This window comes from Ornithinimicrobium tianjinense, assembly GCF_014636495.1.
Taxonomy (GTDB): Bacteria; Actinomycetota; Actinomycetes; order Actinomycetales; family Dermatophilaceae; genus Ornithinicoccus; species Ornithinicoccus tianjinensis.
Genome location: NZ_BMEM01000001.1, coordinates 274370 through 294138, shown reverse-complemented (window position 1 = coordinate 294138; position 19769 = coordinate 274370). Strand labels below are relative to the sequence as shown.

The following is a 19769-nucleotide window of genomic DNA, read 5'->3' as shown; positions in this document are numbered from 1 at the left end:
CCCGACCGGACAGGCGTTCCTGCCCGACCGGACAGGCGTTCCTGCCGCCCCCGGCCCGACCGGACAGGCGTTCCTGCCGCTCCCCGCCCGACCGGACAGGCGTTCCTGCCGCTCCCCGCTCAACCGGACAGGCGTTCCTGCCGCGACCATGCACCTAGGCTCGGTCGGCCAGTCGCGGGCTGGTCGCCCGAAAGCAGAAGGGCCGGCCCGATCGGGCCGGCCCTTCCGGGTGGCTGTAACGCCTGTCCGGTGTGGCTGTAACGCCTGTCCGGTGCGGCTGTAACGCCTGTCCGGTGCGGTTGTAACGCCTGTCCGGTGCGGCTGTAACGCCTGTCCGGTCGTCAGCGGCGGCCGTAGCCGGCGTGGCGCAGGTCCGCGTTCATCTGGGAGATGACGTTGAGCGGGATGCCCTTGGGGCAGGCGCGGGTGCACTCGCCGAGGTTGGTGCAGCCGCCGAAGCCGAGGTGGTCGTGCTCCTCGGTCATCGCGATGACGCGGGCGTCGCGCTCGGGCTGGCCCTGAGGCAGCTCGCCCAGGTGCGTGATCTTGGCACCCATGAAGAGCGAGCCGGAGCCGTTGGGGCAGGCCGCGACGCAGGCGCCGCAGCCGATGCACTCCGCGGCCATGAACGCGCGGTCGGCGTCGTCCTTGGGGACCGGGGTCGCGTGCGCGTCCGGCGCCGATCCGGTGTTGGCCGAGATGAAGCCGCCCGCCTGGATGATCCGGTCGAAGGCGGACCGGTCGACGACCAGGTCCTTGATGACCGGGAACGGGTCCGCACGCCAGGGCTCGATGACGATCTCGTCGCCGTCCTTGAAGCTGCGCATGTGCAGCTGGCAGGTCGTCGTCCGCTCGGGGCCGTGCGCCTCGCCGTTGATGACGACGCCGCACATCCCGCAGATGCCCTCACGGCAGTCGGAGTCGAAGGCGACCGGCTCCTCGCCCTTGGCGATGAGCTGCTCGTTGAGCAGGTCGAGCATCTCCAGGAAGGAGCTGTCCTCGGACACCCCGTCGATGTCGTACCGGGTCATCCGGCCCGGGTCCTTCGGGCCGTCCTGGCGCCAGATCTTCAGCGCGAGCTTCACTTGTAGCTCCTCTGCTTGAGCTCGATGAATTCGTAGACGAGGTCTTCCTTGTGCAGGATCGGCGCGCCGCCCTCACCGCCCCACTCCCAGGCCGCGACGTAGGCGAACTCGTCGTCGTGACGCAGCGCCTCACCGTCCTCGGTCTGGGACTCGGCGCGGAAGTGACCGCCGCAGGACTCGCGGCGGTGCAGCGCGTCGATGCACATGAGCTCGCCCAGCTCGAGGAAGTCGGCGACGCGGCCGGCCTTCTCCAGCGACTGGTTGAGGGTCTCGTTGACCCCGAGCACGCGGACGTTGCGCCAGAAGTCGGCGCGCAGCGCACGGATCTCCTCGATCGCCTCACGGAGGCCGGCGTCGGTGCGCTCCATGCCGCACTTCTCCCACATGATCTTGCCGAGCTCCTTGTGGTAGGAGTCGACCGACCGGGTGCCGTTGATCGAGAGCAGCTGCTCGACGCGGCCCTTGACCTGCTGCTCGGCCTCGACGACCGCCGGGTCGTCGGCGGCGACCTCCGGGAACGGCCCCTTGGCGAGGTAGTCGCGGATGGTGTTCGGCAGGACGAAGTAGCCGTCGGCCAGGCCCTGCATCAGCGCCGAGGCGCCGAGGCGGTTGGCGCCGTGGTCGGAGAAGTTGGCCTCGCCGGCCACGAACAGGCCCGGGATCGTGGACTGGAGGTCGTAGTCGACCCACAGGCCACCCATCGTGTAGTGCACGGCGGGGTAGATGCGCATCGGCACCTGGTAGGGGTTCTCCCCCGTGATCCGCTCGTACATGTCGAAGAGGTTGCCGTACTTGGCGCGGACCGCGTCCTCGCCCAGGCGCGCGATGGCGTCGGCGAAGTCGAGGTAGACGCCACGGCGGACACCGTCCACGGCGGGCCCGACACCGCGACCCTCGTCGCACATGTTCTTGGCCTGGCGCGAGGCGATGTCGCGCGGGACCAGGTTGCCGAAGCCGGGGTAGATCCGCTCCAGGTAGTAGTCGCGGTCCTCCTCGGCGATCTGCCGCGGGTCCTTGTCGCAGTCCTCGGCGCGCTTGGGCACCCAGATGCGACCGTCGTTGCGCAGCGACTCGCTCATCAGGGTGAGCTTGGACTGGTGGTCACCTGTCTGCGGGATGCACGTCGGGTGGATCTGCGTGTAGCAGGGGTTGCCGAAGTACGCGCCCTTGCGGTGCGCCCGCCAGTCGGCGGTGACGTTGGAGCCCATCGCGTTGGTCGACAGGAAGAAGACGTTGCCGTAGCCGCCGGAGGCCAGGACGACCGCGTCGGCCATGTGGGTCTCGATCTCGCCGGTGACGAGGTCGCGGGCGATGATGCCGCGGGCCTTCCCGTCGACGACGATGAGCTCCAGCATCTCGTGCCTGGCGAACATCTGGACCGTGCCGGCCGCGATCTGCCGCTCCAGGGCCTGGTAGGCGCCGATGAGCAGCTGCTGGCCCGTCTGGCCGCGGGCGTAGAAGGTGCGCGAGACCTGCACGCCGCCGAAGGAGCGGTTGTCGAGCAGGCCACCGTACTCGCGGGCGAAGGGCACACCCTGGGCCACGCACTGGTCGATGATGTCCGCGCTCACCTCGGCGAGGCGGTAGACGTTGGTCTCGCGGGAGCGGTAGTCACCGCCCTTGACCGTGTCGTAGAAGAGGCGGTAGATGGAGTCGCCGTCGCCCTTGTAGTTCTTCGCGGCGTTGATGCCACCCTGGGCCGCGATCGAGTGCGCGCGGCGGGGGCTGTCCTGGTAGCAGAAGGACTTCACGTTGTAGCCGGCCTCGCCGAGCGTGGCCCCGGCAGCGGCTCCGGCCAGACCGGTGCCGACGATGATCACGTCGAGCTTGCGACGGTTGGCCGGGTTGACCAGCGCGGCGTCGAACTTGCGCTTCGTCCACTTCTGGGCGATGTCGCCCGAGGGCGCCTTGGTGTCGGCGATCGGCTCTCCCTCGCGGTAGAGACCTTCGATCAGCATGTCAGTCATCAGTGATTCCCTGTCTTTACTTCACGAGTCCGAGCAGGATGGCGAACGGCGGGATCAGGAAACCGACGACGATGATCGTGGAGACCAGGATCGAGACGAAGCGGATCTGCTCGGCCCGCTTCAGCGAGGTGTTGAGGCCCAGCGTCATGCACGCTCCCCAGATGCCGTGCAGCAGGTGCATCCCCACCGCGACCATCGCCACGACGTAGATCAGCACGCCCCACCACTGGCTGAAGCTCTCCAGCACACGGCCGGCCGGCGTCGGCTCGGGCTCGCCGAAGGTGATCGTGTGGGTGGTCAGGTGCAGGAGGTGGAAGATGACGAAGAGCAGGATCGCCAGGCCGCCCCACCGCATCGCCTTGGCGTAGAAGTTGCCGTAGCCGGGCCGCTTCATCACGTAGCGCGTCGTCCGGGCCTTGCCCGCCCGCCCCCACAGCGTCACGGCCGACCACACGTGCAGCACCAGCGAGGCCAGCAGCCCGATCCGCAGCACCCAGAGCACGCCCTTCTCCGGGATCATCGGCTCACCGACCGTGCGGATGTGCTCTGCATACTCGTCGAACGCCTCAGGACCCAGCAGGATCATGAGGTTGCCGTACATGTGGACGAGCAGGAAGCCGATGAACAGCAGGCCGGTGACGGCCATGATCGTCTTCAGCACGATGCTCGGCGGACCCGAGCGGGTCGTGCGCGGGGGAAGGGTTGTAGTGGCCACGGGGGCAGGTTACTACCCACCTTGCGCCGCACGGCCTACCGACTCCCCACCACCTACGATGCGGGTATGGAGTCTCTGCGGGCGCGGCTGCTCGGGCCGCCGCCCGGGAGCCTGGTGCGCGCCGACCGCGTCGCCTGGGTCGGCATCCTGCTCGCGACCCTCGTCGGGGGCATCGTGCGCTTCGTCCGGCTGGACCACCCGCACCAGCTGATCTTCGACGAGACCTACTACGTCAAGCAGGCCTGGTCGCTGCGCCTCTTCGGCCACGAGCGCGAGATCCGGGCAGGTCTGGACAAGCCGGACGAGCTGTTCACGCGCGGCACGCCCGACGTCTGGGGCGACGTCCCCGACCTCGTCGTCCACCCGCCCGTCGGCAAGTGGATGATCGCGCTCGGCGAGATGCTCTTCGGTCCCGAGTCCTCCTTCGGCTGGCGCTTCTCCTCGGCCGTGATCGGCACCCTCTCGATCCTGGTCCTCGGCCGCGTCGCGTGGTTGCTGTGGAAGAACGCGCTGCTCGCGATCGCGGCCGCGAGCCTGCTGGCCGTCGACGGCCACCACTTCGTCCAGTCCCGCACGGGGCTGCTCGACATCTTCGTCATGTGGTGGGCGCTGCTCGCCTTCTTCTTCCTGCTGCTGGACCGCGAGCAGGCGCGCCGCCGTCTCGCCGCGCGATGGGGACCCTGGCTCGAACGGCATACCGGCTCACCGGTCCCCCGCTCGCTGTGGCGTCGGTGGGTGCGCTGGTGGGGACCCTCGCTCGGCGTGCGCTGGTGGCGGCTCGCCGCGGGCGTCAGCCTGGGCCTGTGCACCGGCACGAAGTGGTCCGGGCTGTTCTTCCTCGCCGCGTTCGGGCTGATGACCGTCTGGTGGGACATGGGGGCGCGGCGCGCGGCGGGGGCGGACGGCTGGTTCGTGGGCACCGTCGTGCGGGACGGCATACCGGCGTTCCTGCTCATGGTGCCCACCGCGCTGGTGACGTATGTCGTGTCCTGGACCGGGTGGTTCGTCACCGAGGGGGGCTGGAAGCGGGACTGGGCGGTGAGCCACCCCGCTCCGCCCGGCAGCCTCGCGGACCTCGTGCCCGACGCCCTACGGTCCCTGTGGGCCTACCACGTCGAGATGATGACCTTCCACGTCGGGCTGCACAACGAGCACAAGTGGAGCTCCAACCCGTGGAGCTGGACGGTCCAGTGGCGCCCCACGCTCTTCTACTCCGAGTGGCCGAAGCGTGGTGAGCAGGGCTGCGAGGTGGCCGACTGCGTCGACTACATCGCCTCGCTCGGCAACGTCTTCGTCTGGTGGGGGGCGACCCTCGGCCTGCTGGTCGTGCTCTTCCTCTGGCTGCTCGGCCGCGACTGGCGGGCCGGTGCGGCGCTGTCGGGCGTCATCGCCGGCTGGCTGCCCTGGTTCCTCTACCAGACCCGCACGATCTACAGCTTCTACGCGGTGGCGTTCGTGCCCTGGCTGGTGCTCGTCGTCGTGTGCTGCCTGGGCCTGGTGCTGGGGCCGGCGACCGCCTCGCCGCGCCGGCGCCGGTGGGGCGCCGTCGCGGTGGTCGTCTACCTCGCCCTGGCCGCGGCCTGGTTCGTCTGGTACTACCCCGTCCACGCCGCCGTCGTGCTGCCGCGCGACGAGTGGCAGATGCGGATGTGGTTCGACTTCTGGACCTGAGCGGCCGCCCGGCCCTCAGGCGTCGACGAAGTAGCTGTCGTCCAGCCCGGGGTGCGGCTGGATCGGCGTCACCTGCATCCGGACCCGCTCCTCGAGCCAGCGTCGCTGCTCGACCGACTCGCGCGCCTCGTTGACCACGTCGCACTGCTCGGCCGAGAGGTAGAACTCCAGCCCCGAGACGGTGCGGTCCAGCCGCGCGAACGTCTCGTAGTCCTCCTCCTCCCGCGCCGCGGCGACCAGCCGGTCCACCGCGCGCTGCACGCGGCCGCGGGAGACCCGGCGCTTGAGGATCGGCAGCAGGTCGATGCGGCCGTCCTCGCTGACGATGATCACCATCGATCCGCGGCCGGCCCCGGCGAGATAGCGGATGGCGGAGTTGTAGCGGGCGCCGCGCGAGCCGTCACCGGTGCCGGTCGCGGCCCCGTCCAGGATCACGCCGATCGCATGACAGGTGCCGTCCGGGGAGATGAGGACGGCACCGTCGACCGTGGTCATGGCCCGCAGGGTCCGCGCGGTCACCGTGGTGGCCTCGATGAGCTGGGCCTGCGGCAGGAGCCGCTCCCCCTCGGCGACGGCGTCGGGGTGCACCACGAGCATGGTCCCGTGGCGCTGCATCGTGCACGCCTTCGCCATCTCCCAGACGACCGAGCGGCCCGCCTCGTCCTGCTGCGGGAACACCCGCGAGAAGGTCTCGACGAACACCTCGTCGTCCATGCGGTCCTGCGGCAGGGTCGGCTGCCCGTGGTCGACGCGCAGCAGCGCGTGGGGCCCGTGGCGGACCTCCCACGACCCGTTGCCGTCCACCCGAACGACGTAGACCTCCTCGGTGCTGCGGTCGTAGTCGGCGGCGACCGCGCCCAGGCCGTAGATCTCGCGCCCGTCGCACAGCAGCCGCAGCTTGACCCCGGACATCTCCAGGACCTTGCGGAAGGACCGGGCCACGCCCACCGGCACCGGGTGGGTGAAGGTCACGGCGACCTCCACCGCCGGGTGGCCGCGCGGGGCGAGCACCATCGTGCCGAGCGAGGCGCGGCCCTCGTAGGTCTGGGCCGACACCGCGTCGAGCGCGTCGCGCAGCCCGTGCGCGGCGGTCGCGCCGGTGCGGGCCGCGATCCCGTTGACGAAGGTGTCGGCGGCCGAGCGCAGCACCGCGCCGGAGTCCACCGCCAGCATGGTCGTCGGGCTGAGCCGGTCCAGCTCCCGGGAGGTCGCGCGCAGCACGTCCTGGACCACCGCCTCGGGGAAGGACGTCGGCACGCCCAGCCCGTCGACGCTGTCCGAGCCCAGCCCCGGGATCTCCTCCCACGGCTCGGTGAGCACGGCGAGCACGGGGAAGATGCGGTAGTCGCCCAGGACCACGCTCATCCCGACGATCACGGTCCGGTCCGTGAAGCGTGCGGCGACCTGGAGCGCGTCGACGACCGCGTCGCGGCGGCAGCCCTCGAGCACGGCTCGCTGGAAGTACTCCTGCTCCTCGACCTCCTCCGGCACGTCCTCGCGGGCGAGCTCGCGCAGGCGCCGGCGCAGCCGGGCGTCGATGTCGTCCAGGACGCCGACCACCTGCTCGACGTCGAAGGCGCGCCGGCGCGGCTCGATCTGCACCGGCAGCGACTGGTCGTCCTCCGGGATGCCGACCAGGAAGCCGCGCGGGTCCAGCTCGACCCCGCACCGCTCGAGGGCCTCGGCCGCGAGGCGCTCCATGGACCAGCGCAGGTCCGCCTGGTGCTCGAACATCCGGTGGGGCACGCTCCTCAGCCGTCCAGACCCATGGCTTCGGCGATCTTGAGGTATGGCGCGCCCTCCTCGGCGCGCCCGGCGCGCTGGAGGGTGCGGGCCAGGAGCAGGTGGGCGTAGGCGTCGCCCGGCCACCGGTCGATCATGTCCCGCAGCAGCGCCTCCGCCGGGCCGAGGCGCGCCGCGTGGTAGTAGGTCCGGGCGAGCAGCAGCACGATCTCGGAGTTGCCGGGGTTGGACTCCACGAGCGGCTCGAGCAGCGTGGCCGCGTAGGCGTAGCTCTTGGTCTCGAAGGCGAACGTCGCGCGGTCGTAGCGCGCGTGGTCGTCCAGCTCCTGGTCCTCCGGCAGCTCGATCGCAGGCAGCTCCTCGGACGGGGTGCCGGTCAGCCCCTTCAGCATGTCCTCGAAGTTCTCGCTCATAGACGACTACTACACCAGGAAGTCGTCGAGCATTCCCGGCGTAGCGCGACCGGCGAGCTGCACGGCCAGGTCCAGCGGGATGTCCGGCGCCGTGAGCACCTCCGAGCCGGCCGCCGTCGTGGCCATGAGGTCGGCCAGCCCCAACCTGCGCTGGAAGAAGCCCTGCTCGATCCGCCAGCCGATGATGCCCGCCCGTTCCAGCACCTCCCGCGTGCGCATGAAGGTGCCGGTCTGGACGACGAGGTGGCGGTCGGTGAGGCCGTGCCCGAGGTTGCGCCACGCGCTCTCGGCGACGAGAGCGTTGACCAGGCCGAGGACGACGAGCAGACCTGGCGGCCCCCAGTCGGGGAGCCGCCCGAGGACCCAGAGGTCCTGGAGGAGGTACGTCGGCACGGCGAGTGCACCGGTCACCAGGAGCGTCCCCCACTGGTGCCGCACATGGATCCGTCGGCGGGCACGCGGACCGTGCCCCACCATCGCCATGGTGAGCGGGCCGTGCTCCTCGAGCAGCTCGTGCCCGACCTGGACGACGACCGAGCGAGGGGCGGGCGGCAGCACCCTGGTCCGACCGCCCGTGCCCACACCGGTCGCGATCGCCGACAGCTCGGCCCCGCGCACGAGGCGCAGCAGGAACGGCTCCCCCATGAGAGCGCCCCGGACCTTGGCCCGCTCCACGGTCTGGCTGTGGGTGGTGAGCAGGCCCCGGGTGATCCGCAGGTTGCCGCGGCCCTCACGCACGACGCGCAGGTTCCACCAGGTGAGCACATAGGTCACGGTCGAGACGACCACCCAGCCCACGACGACGACGAGCACCACGGCGCCGACGAGCGCGAGGAGGGCCTGCGCGACCACCCACCGCCACGCGTCCTGGGCGACGTCGATCTGGTCGATCGGCAGCTCGTCGCCGAACTGCGCGAGCACACCGAACACACCGGCGACGACGACGAGGCTCGAGAGGCTGAACGGGGCGTAGCGCAGCCACCCCCAGTCGATCCGCGCGAGCTCGGTCTCCGGCTGCGCCGGTCCGAGGTATGACGTGCCTCCTCGCCCGGGTGCGTCGACGGGCGCCGGTGCGCCTTCCCCGTCCCCTCCCGCGACCCGTGAGCGGGCGAGCAGGTAGGTGCGCAGGTCGGTCGCCTGCGCGGCCGAGACGCCGTCGAGCTCGAGCCGCGTGGCGTCGACGCCGGTGCCGACCTTGACCTTGGCGAGCCCGAGCACCCGGTGCAGCGGCGGGGCCTCGATGTCCACGCTGCGGACGCGGTCGAGCGGCGCGGTGGTGACGCGCCGGCTCAGCACGCCCGATCGCAGCTGCACCTGCTCGTCGGTGAAGCGGTACCGGGTCACCGCCCACGACACGACACCGAACACCACCGCGAGCGCCGCGCCGGCGACCACGACCAGCAGCCACCAGGGGTCCTCGTCCCGGCCCCGACGCACGCCGAGCACGGCCAGCACGAGCGGCACCGCGAAGGAGCCCAGCGTGCGCACCGGGGTGAGCAGCAGCATCCGCGGGCTCTGCCGCTGCCAGCGGCCCGCGCCGCCCGGGGGTGCCGGGACTCCCGCGACGGGCGGTCCCGACGGTGGCGGCAGGTCGGGCAGGTTCACGTGGCGTCGCCGCGCGTCTGGCCGGTGATCCGGGCGAGCTCGGCCGTGACGGCCTCGGCCAGGTCGGTGTCCAGGCAGGGGATGGTGATGGGGCCGGCGGCCGAGGCCGTCGTCACGGTGATGTTCGCCAGCCGGTACAGCCGCATGACCGCACCCCGGTGGGTGTCGACCGTCTGCACACGGGAGAGCGGGGCGATGCGCTGGTCGCGGGAGAGCCAGCCGGTCTGCACGAAGACCCTGCCGTCGCGCACCTCCCACCGGGTCCGGCGGTAGCGGACGACGGGCTCCACGACGACCTCGACGACGTTGGCCAGCATGGCGACGACGAACAGCCAGACCAGCGTGGTCGACCACCAGCGACCCTCGGGCAGAAACCAGGCGATGACGAACATCACGGCCCACGCGAGCACGTTGCCGAGCAGCGCGTTGACCGTCCAGTAGCGGACCGCCCTCGGGCTGACCCGGTGAGCGGGTTCGCGCAGGCGGGCAGGTGGCATACCCTCGACCTCCATCAGTCCCCTCCCGGCGCGCGGCTCCGACGTCAGACGAGCGTGGCCACCATCAGCGCCTTGATCGTGTGCAGCCGGTTCTCGGCCTGGTCGAACACGATACTGGCCGCCGACTCGAAGACCTCGTCGGTCACCTCGACCCCTGAGGCGAGCTCGGGGCGCCGCCCGATGAGCTCGGCCCCGACCGTGGTGTGGGCGTCGTGGTAGGCCGGCAGGCAGTGCATGAAGCGCACCCGGGGGTTCTCGGTCGCGGCCATGAGTGCGGCGTTGACCTGGTAGGGCAGGAGGAGGTCGATGCGCTCGTCCCACGCCTCCTTCGGCTCGCCCATCGAGACCCACACGTCGGTGTGGACGAAGTCGACGCCGCGCACCGCCTCGACCGGGTCGTCGGTGATGGTCAGGCGGGCGCCGGACTCGTCGGCGAAGCGCTGGCACAGCTGCACCACCTCGGGCGCCGGCTGCAGCGCCTCTGGTGCACCGATCCGCACGTCCATGCCGAGCTTGGCACCGAGCAGGAGCAGGGAGTGACCCATGTTGTTGCGGGCGTCCCCGAGGTAGGCGAAGGACGTCTCGTGCCGGTGCTTGTGGGTGTGCTCGGCCATCGTGAGGGCGTCCGCGAGCATCTGCGTCGGGTGCCAGTCGTCGGTGAGCCCGTTGTAGACCGGCACGCCCGCCCACTGGGCCAGCCGCTCGACGGTCTCCTGGCTGTCCCCGCGGTACTGGATGGCGTCGAACATGCGCCCCAGGACGCGCGCGGTGTCCTTCTGCGACTCCTTGTGCCCGATCTGGGTGCTGGACGGCTCGAGGAAGGTGGTGCTCGCCCCCTGGTCCGCGGCGGCGACCTCGAACGCCGAGCGGGTCCGGGTCGACGTCTTCTCGAAGATCAGGGCGATCGAGCGGCCCACGAGCATCTGGCGTTCCTGCCGGGCGTACTTGGCGCGCTTGAGGTCGTGCGCCAGGTCGACGAGGTAGCGGATCTCGGCCGGCGTCTCCTCGACCAGCGACAGCAGGCTGCGTCCGTGCAGGTTGACCGCCATAGGGCCCCTCCTCGTGTCTGGGGGCTCGCAGGTATGCCGTGCACCCCGCCGTTGGTGAAGGCCCCACTATGGCAGAGGCCGACAGCTCAGGTGCGGGTGGGCTCGACGCCGAGCGAGTCGAGCAGGTCCAGGACCCGGACCCGGATGTCGTCGCGGATGCCTCGCACGGACTCGACGCCCTGCCCGGCGGGGTCGTCGAGCTCCCAGTCCTCGTAGCGCTTGCCGGGGAAGATCGGGCAGGTGTCGCCGCAGCCCATGGTGATCACGACGTCGGAGGCCTGGACGGCCTCGGTGGTGAGGATCTTGGGGGTCTCGGCGGTGAGGTCGATCCCCTCCTCGGCCATGACGGCGACCGCGGACGGGTTGACCTGGTCGGCAGGCGCCGACCCTGCGGACCTGACCTCGACGGCACCCCCGGACAGGTGGTGCAGGTAGGCGGCGGCCATCTGGGAGCGGCCGGCGTTGTGGATGCAGACGAACAGGACGGACGGCTTGTCGGTCATCAGGGTCTCCTGGGAGGGGTGGTCACGGACGTGGCGGGTCATGGGGTGTGGAGCGTGTCGGGGGCGGGCCGCGCGTCGCGCTCCTGCGGCACGACGACGTCATCGGCAGATTGCCCGGAGTCCGGGTAGAGCGCGAGCGTCAGCGCGACGCCGACGACGCAACCGAGGAGCTGGACGACGAGGAAGCCCGGCACCGAGCCGGGGGCGATCCCGGCGAAGGTGTCGGAGAAGACGCGGCCGATCGTGACCGCGGGGTTCGCGAACGACGTCGAGCTGGTGAACCAGTAGGCGGCGCCGATGTAGGCCCCCACGGCGGGCGCCGCGAGGGCGCCTCGCCCCGTGCGCGCCAGCGCGAAGATGACGGCCACCAGCCCTGCGGTCGCGACCACCTCGCCCAGACCCTGGCCCGCGGTGAAGCGGTCCTTTCCGGAGACGGCGGTGCCCACGTCGAACATCGCGTTCGCCAGCACGGCCCCACCCACGGCGCCGAGTGTCTGGGCAACGACGTAGGCACCCAGGTCCGACGCGGGAAGCCCGCGCCCCGCTCGGCGTCCCAGGAACCAGTCCGCGAGGGAGACCACGGGGTTGAGGTGGGCCCCCGACACGGGGCCGAGGAGCAGGATCAGCACCGTGAGGCCCAGCGCGGTGGCGATGCTGTTCTGCAGCAGCTGCAGCCCGACGTCGTTCGGGGACAGCCGCTCCGCGGCGATGCCCGAGCCGACCACGACGGTCACGAGGAGAGCAGTGCCGACGAGCTCAGCCAGGAGGCGACGGGCCAGTGGTGCAGGAGAGGTCACGCCCCGATGTTGACACCGCCATGACCGCTCAGTCAAAATTGAGTCAATGAACATTGAGGAAACAAGAGACGTGGAGCGGCGCGTCCGCGGGCACGCTGCGCTCGCGGACAGCACCCGCCTGCGGGTCGTGGATCGGCTCTGCGTCAGCGACGCGTCGGCCTCCGAGCTCGGTGCGCTGCTCGACGTCCCCTCCAACCTGCTCGCGCACCACCTGAAGGTGCTGGAGCAGGCCGGCCTGGTGGCCCGCCGGAAGTCCGAGGGTGACGGGCGCCGCACCTACCTGACGCTCGTGCGGGACGCCATGCCCGCAGCGGCGTCCCCCGTCATCGCAGCCCGACCGCAGCGCCTGCTTTTCGTGTGCACCGCCAACACGGCCCGTTCCCACCTGGCCGCTGCCCTCTGGCGGACCGCCAGCCCGATCCAGGCCGTGTCAGCGGGCACCCTGCCGGGCGAGCGGATCCATGAAGGTGCGGTGGCGGCAGCACGTCGTCAGGGCGTGGACCTGCCTGTGGTGCCGCCGGCGCCCCTTGCGGAGGTGCAGCGCCGAGGGGACCTGGTCATCACTGTCTGCGACCGCGCTCACGAAGAACTGAACGGAGCGGACTGGGCCCACTGGTCGGTCCCGGACCCGGTGGGCGGCGGTCAGGCAGCGTTCGACCACACGCTGGAGGTGCTGGCGGGACGGGTGCACGACCTGGCGCCCCGCCTTCGCGCTGCGGCGTGATCGACGCCGGACAAGACACAACCCGCCGGTCCTGCGGAGATGCAGGACCGGCGGGTTGTGTGGTGGTGGAGCTGAGGGGATTCGAACCCCTGGCCTTCTCATTGCGAACGAGACGCGCTACCAACTGCGCCACAGCCCCGTGGTGCGGCTACCGACTATAGCACCGTGATCGGGACGTCCAAAAACGGCGGGAGGTCGGCTGACCTGCGCGTCAGCCGGCCGACTCGACGCGGGGCAGGTCCTCGAACTCCTCGTCGAGAGCCATCTCCGCGCCGTCAGCCGGGAGCTGGGCCGAGCCCGTCGGAGCCGTGGCCACCCCGCGCACGGCCTTGGCCTTGAGCGTGTAGGTCGGCGGAGGCACCGGCACCGGCTGCCACCCGGACGCGGCCTGCTCGGCGGCGTCGACGACCACGTCGGCCGAGGGCAGCTGGTCGGGCTCGACCGGGTCTGACCTGAGCGCAGCCTCGACCTCGACGACGTCGTAGAGATGCGCCGTCCGGACCGACCGGCGGGCGGTGCGCGTCGTGGCGGCGACGGACTGGCGGGCGAACACGTGCTGCTGGACGGGCTGAGCGGCTGCGGGCCGAGCGGCTGCGGGCCGAGCGGCGGCCGTCCTGGCCCTGGCGCGCTCGCGTGCCTCGGCGCGCCGACGGGCGCGCTCGCGGGACACCGACCAGCGCACCACGCCGAGCGAGGCGACGAGCGAGCCGATCCCGACGAAGACCCACCAGCTCGCCAGCACGCCCGCGATCGGCAGCGCGACCAGCGTCACGAGCGTGACGGACCCGGCGAGCAGCGCCACGGCGCGCAGACGGGCCGCCTTCTTGGCGCGGCGGTAGCTCGGCGGCGGGGCCACGGCCGTCGCGCCGGCCGGACGCTTGACGACGACCTGCGGACGCGCGGGGCGCAGAGGGGAGACGGAGTAGGAGCGGGGCGTGGGCTCGGACAGGTCCGGGCTGGGCAGCGCCCGACGACGCTCGAGCACCCGCATGGCCTCGGAGAACCGGTCGACTGACCGGGCGGTGGCCAGGTGATCACGGCGGCGCACCCAGTGCTGCACCAGGTAGACAGCCCACACCGCCACGATGACGACGAAGATCAAGCTGCTGGCGGGTGGCACATGCGTCACGCTAGGCGGCCGCCCCACCCGAACGCGTGAGGCGGGCGGAGTGTCGCTGAAGTTTCTCGTGTGACTGGGGTGGCTCAGGTGGTATGCCGTCGGCGCAGCCGCTCGACGAACCCGCCCGCGGCACACCCTCCAGGCGCGAGGTCCTCCGCGACCACGGCGAAGCACCGGTGGTCGCGCCACGCCCCCTGCACGTGCATGAGCCCCCGCCCGACGCCCTCCTCAGGCACGCCGAGGCGCGCGACGACCGCGAGGCTGGCGGTGTTCTCCGGGCGGATCCCGATCTCGACGCGGTGCAGACCCGCCTCGAGCAGGGCGTGGTCGACGAGCAGCGCCAGGGCCCAGGTGGCGTAGCCGTGGCCCGTGGCCTGCTCGTCGAGCCAGTAGCCGGCCGACGCCGTGCGGCGGGCCCCCCACAGGACGTCGAACAGGTGCATGACGCCGACCAGGCGGCCGTCGACGTCGATCACGAACGGCAGCACCGCCCCCAGCCGGGCACCGCGGTCGTAGCCCCGCCGCAGCTTCCCGAACGGCAGCGGCGTCGGGCGCTCACCCGGCGCTCGGGACTCCCACGGCTCGAGCCAGGCCGCGTTGCGGGAGCGCAGCGCCTCCCACGCCGCCCGGTCCGAACGCTCGAGCGGGCGCAGCCGCAGCTCCCGACCGTCCGGCAGGGTCGCCGTCAGGGTGACCGGCCAGCGCCAGCTCACGCGGGACGGGTCCAGTCGCCCGACCGCCCGCCCGACTTGGCCGTGACCCGCACGTCGGTGATCGTGGCGAGCTTGTCGACCGCCTTGACCATGTCGATGAGAGCGAGTGCCCCGACGCTGACGCAGGTCAGCGCCTCCATCTCCACGCCCGTGCGGTCGGCGGTGCGCACCAGGGCGGTGATCCGCACCCCCTGGTCCAGGACCTCCAGGTCGACCTCGACGGCGTGGATCGCGATCGGGTGGCAGAGCGGGACGAGGTCGGGGGTCCGCTTGGCGGCCTGGATCGCCGCGACCCGGGCCACCCCGAGCGCGTCGCCCTTGGGCACCGTGCCGCCGCGCAGCGCGGCGACTGCGGCCTCGGACAGCAGCACCAGACCCTCGGCCGTGGCGGTGCGGACCGTGACCTCCTTGGCCGTCACGTCCACCATGTGCGCGGTGCCGTCCGCACGCAGGTGCGTCAGCCCGTCGGGGGCGTCGCTCACGCGTCGCTCCCGCCCGTCGCCGCGAGGCGCGCGTCGATCTCGCTCTTGGGCCTCAGCAGCAGGAGCTCGACCTCGGCGCCGGGCAGCACGTCCTCGGCGTCCTCCGGCGAGACCGCGAGCGCGTCCGCCATCGACAGCCCGCCGAGCAGGTGGGAGCCGGCACCGCCCGCCGGGGAGACGGCATACCCGCCGGCAGGGTCCCGCTCCAGCCGGACCCGGGTGAAGGTGCGGCGTCCGGACGCGGTGCGCCACCCGACGGTGGCCAGCCCGGTCGCGGTGGACCCGCCGGCGCGCCGACCGGCACGCTCCTCCAGGGCAGGTCGCACGAACACCTCGAAGCTGACCAGCGAGCTCACCGGGTTGCCCGGCAGCGTGAAGACCGGGACCTTGCGCCTGCCCAGCACGCCGAAGCCCTGCGGCTTGCCCGGCTGCATCGCCACCTCGGTGAACTCCATCGAGCCCTCGCCGGTGAGCACCTTCTTGACGATGTCGTAGGCGCCCTTGCTCACCCCGCCCGTCGTGATGATCGCGTCGGCGTGGTCGAGGTGGCGCCGGACCTCCTTGCGGGTGAGCGCCTCGTCGTCGGGCAGGTGGCCGACGTGCACCGGGTAGCAGCCGGCCTCGCGCACGAGAGCCTCCAGCATCGGCCCGTTGGAGTCGATGATCTGGCCCGGCCCGACCTCGCCTCCCCCGAAGGGCACCAGCTCGTCACCGGTGGAGAGGATGACGACCCGCACCGGCCCGACGACCTCGACCTCCTGGACGCCGGCCGAGATCGCGGCGGCGATCTGCGCCGGGCCGAGCCGCGTCCCCGCAGGCACCACCACGTCACCGACCCGCAGGTCCTCCCCGGCCCGTCGGATGTTGGCCCCCTCCTCCGGCTCCACCCGGAACTGCGCCTCGCGCGGGTGCCCGTCGGTGTCCTCCACCCGCACGACCGCGTCGGCGCCCGCGGGCACCGGGGCACCGGTCATGATCCGCCAGACCGTGCCCGGCTCGAGCGTGCGCGGCTCCCCCTCGCCGGCGGCGATGTCGCCGGCCACCGGCAGCAGCCGGACCTGCTCGGAGGTGACGCCCGCCAGGTCGGCCCGGCGGACGGCATACCCGTCCATGGAGGAGTTGTCGAAGCGCGGCAGGTCGGCCCGGCTCACGACGTCGGCCGCCGTGACGAGCCCGTGCGCGCGCGGCACCGGCAGGCGGACCGTCCCCACGCGCCCGACCTGCCGCAGGATGCTCTCGAGGTGCTCCTCAACGCTGATCATGGGCCCAACCCTACGGCGGCCCACCCCGCCCGGCAGCGCGGTCCCGCCCGCGCCACAATGGCGCGATGGACGTCACCCTGCCCACCTATGAGCCGACCGGAGACGTCGTCGCCGACAAGGTCACCTGGCGCGCGCTCGTGCGCGCCGCCCGCCGCTCCCTCGTCGACGGCTGGGGCGAGGAGGGCCGGGCGGCCGCCGCGGACGCGCTCGCCCGGGAGGGGCTCGCCTTCCTCCGCGGGTATGCCGCAGCGCAGGGCCGCGACGACGTGTCCGGGATGTGCGTGACAGCCTTCGAGCCGATGCGGACCGAGCCGCCGGTGGACGGGCTCACGACCGCCCTGCGGGAGGCGGGGGTCCGGGTGCTGGTGCCGGTGACGCTGGCCAAGCCGGACCTGGACTGGGTCGACCTGGCCGACCCGGAGCGCCGCCGACTGGGCGAGGCCGCACTGGCCGACGTGGACGTGTTCTTCGTCCCCGGGCTCGCGATCTCCCGCGAGGGCGTGCGGCTCGGGCAGGGCGGCGGCTACTACGACTCCACGCTGCCCCGGGTCCGGCCGCTCGCGGGCGACCCGCCGGTGGTGATCTGCCTGCACGACCACGAGGTCGTGCAGGCGGTGCCGGCGGACGGGCACGACGCCGTCGTCACCGCCGTGCTGCGACCGGCGACGGGCGTGCGCGAGGTGCCCGTCGGCATACCGGAGGCGTGACGAGCCTCAGGGGGTCGAGGAGGCCGGTGTCAGCGTGAGGGTGTCCTCCGCGGCCTCCAGGACCGCCTCGCGGCTGGAGGGCCAGGGATAGGTCTCGCCCGCGACCCAGGCCGCCGTCTGGTCGTCCCACGCGGGGTGGAAGGGGTGACCGCTGACGCCGGTCTGGTTGACCCACGTCGAGGCGTCGAGATCGGCGAGGTCGACCACCATCCGGAAGGCCGGCGCGGTGACGACCGTGTAGTCGGCCGTGGTGGCGTCCCAGTTCATGGCGTTGACCATCGCGGTGCTGCCGGAGACCGGCGCCGGCTTCTGGCTGAAGATCGAGCGGACCACGCCCGGCACCTCGTCGCCCGAGAGCACCGAGTGCTCCAGCGCCACGGTGTGCAGCTCGCCCCACTCCCAGCCCCGGGGGTCCTTGCCGAGCCTGCTCGTGAGGTCGTGCCGGGCGTCGATCATGGCGGTGCGGATCACCACGTCGCGGGTCTCCACGACGCCGGGCGTGCCCTTGTTGTCCCACCAGGGGTTGTCGGGGTCGTCCAGCAGCTGGCTGACGAGCAGCATCGAGCGGGCGTTGCCGGTGGCGCCGAGGCCGGGCGGGAGCTCGTCGTCGAAGACCATGCCGAGCAGGCGGTCGTAGATGGCGTTGTAGTAGGCCGCCGCCGCGGCCTGCTCGCCCTCGGCCGGGTTGGTGAGGTCCCAGGCTCGCAGGAGGTCGCGCGGCTCGGTGTAGAACTCCCCCTCGAGCTGGGCGTCGAGCAGGTAGGGCAGCAGCGTCTCCGCGAAGCTGTTGTGGTCGTCGAGCTGGATCTGCTGCATGGTCTCCACGGTCAGCGGACCCTGGGCGAGGTGCTCCTGGAGGAGCTCGCCGATGCGGGCCGAGCGGTAGCCCTTGTCGTTCTCGGTGGTCAGGAAAGGACGGTTGCCCCGGAGGACGGCCTGGTTGGCGGCGACGATGATGCCGTCCGGCGGGTCGACGGTGTGGGGCAGGTCCTCGAAGTCGACGTAGCCGGTCCAGTCGTAGGCCGGGTCCCAGCCGGGTGCCGGGTAGAAGCCCGGCGGCGTGCCGTGGGTGGCCGACCGACGGACCGGGACCACCCCCGGCGCCTGGTAGCCGATCGTGCCGGAGGTGTCGGCGTAGACGAGGTTCTGCGCGGGCACGGCGAACAGACGCGCCGCGTCACGGAAGTCCTCCCAGCCGGTGGCGGCGTTCATGGCGAACACGGCCTCGGCCGTCGGGTGCGGCTCCAGCGCCGTCCAGGCGAGCGAGACCGCGAAGTCCTGGGAGGTCTGCACCCCGCCCTGCGGGGCGTCGGTCCCGAGGTCGGCCACCTCCGGGAGCACGTCGGAGACGATCGGGCCGTGCACGGTCTCGCGGACCGTCAGCTGGACGTCGTCACCGCCGGCCACCTTGATGGTCTCGGTGCGCACCTCCATCGGGACGTACTGACCCTCGCGCATGACGCGGTCCTGGCGCACGTCCTCCAGGTAGAAGTCGGTCACATCTGGGGCCATGTTGGTGAAGCCCCAGGCGATCTGGGTGTTGTGCCCGATGATGATGCCCGGGAAGCCGGCGAAGCTGAAGCCGCTGACGTCGAAGGGGCAGTCCTGGGACAGCTGGCGGCAGTGCAGCCCGGTCTGCATGAAGACTCCTGGCTGGCTGCCGGACAGGTGCGGGTCGTTGGCCAGGATCGGCTTGCCGCTCGCCGTGTGCTCACCGGAGACGACCCAGGAGTTGGAGCCGATGCCCTCGCCTCGCCCGACCAGCTCGGGGACCGCGGCGAGCGCGGCCTGCGCGCCGGCCAGCGCGTCGTCGACCGCCGGCGCCGCCATCCAGCTCTGGGTCGGGCTGCCCGCGGGGGGTGCGGGCGGGCCGGGCGGCCCGAGCCGCGCCGCGTCGGCGGGGTCCGACGGTCCGCCGGGCTCGCCGTCGACCGGACCGCTGGTGCCGCCGCGGCCGTCGCCCGGGGCCGTCTCGCCGTTCGCCGGCGGTGACCACTCGTCCACGCCGACGATCGGCGGGTGCTCCTCGTAGGGGTAGTCAGGGTAGAGGGTGTTCAGCTGCGTCAGCGGCACGGAGCCGACCAGGCGGCCGCGGGCGAGCTCGTCGTCGTAGTTGTCCCGCAGGTCCCAGGCCATCGCCTTGAGCCACGCCAGCGAGTCGACCTCGTCCCATGGCTCGACCTGGTAACCGGGGGCGGAGGTGGCGAGCACGACATACTCCAGGGCCATCGAGGACGGGCTGCCCTGCTGCTCGATGTAGGCGTTGACGCCGGCGCTGTAGGCCTGCAGGTAGGAGCGTGCGGTGGGGCTGAGCAGCGGCAGCTCCTGCTCGGCGACGCGGCGCCAGCCGAGCGTGCGGATGACCCTGTCGGTCGCCACGCCGCCCTCCCCCACCAGCTCGCTCAGCCGTCCGGCGGTGATGTGCCGGCGCAGGTCCATCTGGAAGAAGCGTTCCTGGGCGCTGACGAAGCCCTGGGCACGGAAGAGGTCCTCGGGGGTGTCGGCATAGATGTGCGGCACCCCGAGCGCGTCGCGCAGCACCTCGACCCCGCCGTCCAGCCCCGCGAGCTCCAGCGTGCCGCCGGTCTTCGGGAACGAACGACGCGCAAGCCCGACCCCGAGCACCGCCCCGGCGACGACAATCACCACGAGGAGGGCCGCCAGGGGGACAGCCGCGCGCTGCCACAGGGGTCGAGACACGCAGCCAGCCTAGGCG

18 protein-coding genes and 1 tRNA gene are annotated in these 19769 nt (G+C 72.1%); 3 read left to right on the top strand and 16 right to left on the bottom strand.

Annotation, left to right across the window (positions count from 1 at the left end):
* Window positions 1–341 precede the first annotated feature (341 nt).
* From IEV65_RS01400 to IEV65_RS01390, 3 genes are read right to left on the bottom strand one after another with little or no spacing between them, the layout of a single operon-like run.
* Window positions 342–1085: a succinate dehydrogenase/fumarate reductase iron-sulfur subunit gene (locus tag IEV65_RS01400; RefSeq protein WP_188427823.1), complete on the bottom strand. Its 744-nt coding sequence runs from the start codon at window positions 1083–1085 to the stop codon at window positions 342–344.
* Complete coding sequence (locus IEV65_RS01395) at window positions 1082–3052, bottom strand: fumarate reductase/succinate dehydrogenase flavoprotein subunit (RefSeq protein ID WP_188427822.1); 1971 nt, start codon at window positions 3050–3052, stop codon at window positions 1082–1084. Before IEV65_RS01395 ends, IEV65_RS01400 begins: the two co-directional genes overlap by 4 nt.
* A 16-nt stretch (window positions 3053–3068) precedes the next feature.
* Entirely contained in the window at window positions 3069–3767 is a 699-nt protein-coding gene (locus tag IEV65_RS01390) for a succinate dehydrogenase cytochrome b subunit (RefSeq protein ID WP_188427821.1), read from the bottom strand.
* Between the two features lie 66 nt (window positions 3768–3833).
* Between IEV65_RS01390 and IEV65_RS01385 the strand changes: the two genes are divergently transcribed.
* A complete protein-coding gene (locus IEV65_RS01385) occupies window positions 3834–5438 on the top strand; it encodes a dolichyl-phosphate-mannose--protein mannosyltransferase (RefSeq protein ID WP_188427820.1) in 1605 nt (534 codons plus the stop codon).
* A 15-nt stretch (window positions 5439–5453) separates the two neighbouring features.
* Here the strand turns inward: IEV65_RS01385 and IEV65_RS01380 are convergent, their stop codons facing one another.
* The 7 genes from IEV65_RS01380 to IEV65_RS01350 all read right to left on the bottom strand — a co-directional run bounded on the left by IEV65_RS01380 (window position 5454) and on the right by IEV65_RS01350 (window position 12045).
* A complete protein-coding gene (locus IEV65_RS01380) occupies window positions 5454–7172 on the bottom strand; it encodes a DNA integrity scanning protein DisA nucleotide-binding domain protein (protein ID WP_188427819.1) in 1719 nt (572 codons plus the stop codon).
* 17 nt (window positions 7173–7189) lie between these two features.
* Complete coding sequence (locus tag IEV65_RS01375) at window positions 7190–7594, bottom strand: tetratricopeptide repeat protein (RefSeq protein WP_229734777.1); 405 nt, start codon at window positions 7592–7594, stop codon at window positions 7190–7192.
* 9 nt (window positions 7595–7603) lie between these two features.
* Complete coding sequence (locus tag IEV65_RS01370) at window positions 7604–9199, bottom strand: PH domain-containing protein (RefSeq protein WP_188427818.1); 1596 nt, start codon at window positions 9197–9199, stop codon at window positions 7604–7606.
* Entirely contained in the window at window positions 9196–9696 is a 501-nt protein-coding gene (locus tag IEV65_RS01365; protein WP_188427817.1) for a PH domain-containing protein, read from the bottom strand. The genes IEV65_RS01370 and IEV65_RS01365 overlap by 4 nt, the downstream gene beginning before the upstream one ends.
* Window positions 9697–9740: 44 nt before the next feature.
* Window positions 9741–10745: an ornithine carbamoyltransferase gene (gene argF, locus IEV65_RS01360; RefSeq protein ID WP_188427816.1), complete on the bottom strand. Its 1005-nt coding sequence runs from the start codon at window positions 10743–10745 to the stop codon at window positions 9741–9743.
* A gap of 86 nt (window positions 10746–10831) precedes the next feature.
* A complete protein-coding gene (locus IEV65_RS01355; RefSeq protein WP_188429355.1) occupies window positions 10832–11248 on the bottom strand; it encodes an arsenate reductase ArsC in 417 nt (138 codons plus the stop codon).
* Between the two features lie 38 nt (window positions 11249–11286).
* A complete protein-coding gene (locus IEV65_RS01350) occupies window positions 11287–12045 on the bottom strand; it encodes an aquaporin (protein WP_229734775.1) in 759 nt (252 codons plus the stop codon).
* A gap of 46 nt (window positions 12046–12091) precedes the next feature.
* Between IEV65_RS01350 and IEV65_RS01345 the strand changes: the two genes are divergently transcribed.
* Window positions 12092–12769, top strand: a complete 678-nt coding sequence (locus tag IEV65_RS01345; protein WP_188427814.1) for an arsenate reductase/protein-tyrosine-phosphatase family protein — start codon at window positions 12092–12094, stop codon at window positions 12767–12769.
* A gap of 63 nt (window positions 12770–12832) precedes the next feature.
* On the opposite strand, the gene IEV65_RS01340 is transcribed toward IEV65_RS01345, so the two are convergent.
* The 5 genes from IEV65_RS01340 to IEV65_RS01320 form a co-directional block, all read right to left on the bottom strand.
* Window positions 12833–12908: transfer RNA gene (locus tag IEV65_RS01340), tRNA-Ala, on the bottom strand.
* A gap of 72 nt (window positions 12909–12980) precedes the next feature.
* Window positions 12981–13889: a SepX/GlpR family protein gene (locus IEV65_RS01335; protein WP_188427813.1), complete on the bottom strand. Its 909-nt coding sequence runs from the start codon at window positions 13887–13889 to the stop codon at window positions 12981–12983.
* A gap of 83 nt (window positions 13890–13972) precedes the next feature.
* A complete protein-coding gene (locus IEV65_RS01330) occupies window positions 13973–14602 on the bottom strand; it encodes a GNAT family N-acetyltransferase (RefSeq protein WP_188427812.1) in 630 nt (209 codons plus the stop codon).
* Window positions 14599–15084 carry a cyclic pyranopterin monophosphate synthase MoaC gene (gene moaC / locus IEV65_RS01325; protein ID WP_188427811.1) on the bottom strand — a complete coding sequence of 162 codons (486 nt, stop codon included), beginning with the start codon at window positions 15082–15084 and terminating at the stop codon, window positions 14599–14601. The genes IEV65_RS01330 and moaC overlap by 4 nt, the downstream gene beginning before the upstream one ends.
* Window positions 15081–16346: a molybdopterin molybdotransferase MoeA gene (locus tag IEV65_RS01320; protein WP_188427810.1), complete on the bottom strand. Its 1266-nt coding sequence runs from the start codon at window positions 16344–16346 to the stop codon at window positions 15081–15083. The genes moaC and IEV65_RS01320 overlap by 4 nt, the downstream gene beginning before the upstream one ends.
* Window positions 16347–16411: 65 nt before the next feature.
* Here IEV65_RS01320 and IEV65_RS01315 point away from each other — a divergent pair, with 65 nt between their 5' ends.
* Window positions 16412–17053 (top strand): 5-formyltetrahydrofolate cyclo-ligase, encoded by a 642-nt coding sequence (locus tag IEV65_RS01315; RefSeq protein ID WP_188427809.1) that lies wholly within the window; start codon window positions 16412–16414, stop codon window positions 17051–17053.
* A gap of 6 nt (window positions 17054–17059) precedes the next feature.
* Here the strand turns inward: IEV65_RS01315 and IEV65_RS01310 are convergent, their stop codons facing one another.
* The gene (locus IEV65_RS01310; protein WP_188427808.1) at window positions 17060–19753 is read right to left on the bottom strand and encodes a penicillin acylase family protein; all 2694 of its coding nucleotides are present in this window, start codon (window positions 19751–19753) and stop codon (window positions 17060–17062) included.
* Window positions 19754–19769: the final 16 nt, after the last annotated feature.